The following is a 628-nucleotide window of genomic DNA, read 5'->3' on the forward strand; positions in this document are numbered from 1 at the left end:
AATAATAATGACTCCGCCATCACTAATTGACCGGGTAGTGCGTAAGTAAATAAACTGGAGGCAGCACTTTGTTGAATGTTAAAGCCTGCATCTTTAAACAAAGCTCCTAGAGCAACAAAGCAAGCAGCTAAGGGCAAAGCTGGACTTCTGGCACCTTTTAAAGATTTTAAACCTGTTAAGAAAGCTTGTGAATTAATCATCCACCTAGGAATAATCTTCCTACGTCTGGATTTTTTAAAAGATCATCCCCTTTGCCCGCAATAGCTGTTTGGCCGGACACTAAAACGTAACCTATATCTGCAAACTCTAATCCTTTTTTTGCGTTTTGCTCTACAAGTATTATTGTTTTCTTCTCTGCTTTTTGAAGATCTTCTAAAATTTCAAAAACCATATTTATATATTTTGGTTCCAAACCAATTGATGGTTCATCTACTAGTAAAACTGATGGCTTCATAACTAAGGCTCTTGAAATTTCTAATAATCTTCTCTCACCACCTGATAAAACTTTTGCAGGTTGATTTCTTCTATTTCTTAATCTCTCATATTTTTGAAAAATTCTCTCAGCTTCCTCATAAGCTTCGTCCTGTTTATCTTTAATGTATCCACCCATTAAAAGATTTTCCTCAAC

General features: G+C 35.4%; 1 protein-coding gene and 1 pseudogene. Both read right to left on the reverse strand.

Going from position 1 to position 628, the window contains the following annotated elements:
• Nucleotides 1–200: pseudogene (locus tag AMN78_RS01105) on the reverse strand (AzlC family ABC transporter permease); the annotation flags it as partial.
• Nucleotides 197–628 (reverse strand): ATP-binding cassette domain-containing protein (locus AMN78_RS01110; RefSeq protein ID WP_143323155.1); only part of this gene is annotated, 432 nt, incomplete at its 5' end. The gene AMN78_RS01110 and the pseudogene AMN78_RS01105, both read right to left, overlap by 4 nt.

The sequence above is a fragment of the Candidatus Pelagibacter communis genome (assembly GCF_001179945.1).
Classification (GTDB): domain Bacteria; phylum Pseudomonadota; class Alphaproteobacteria; order Pelagibacterales; family Pelagibacteraceae; genus Pelagilacustribacter; species Pelagilacustribacter ubique_A.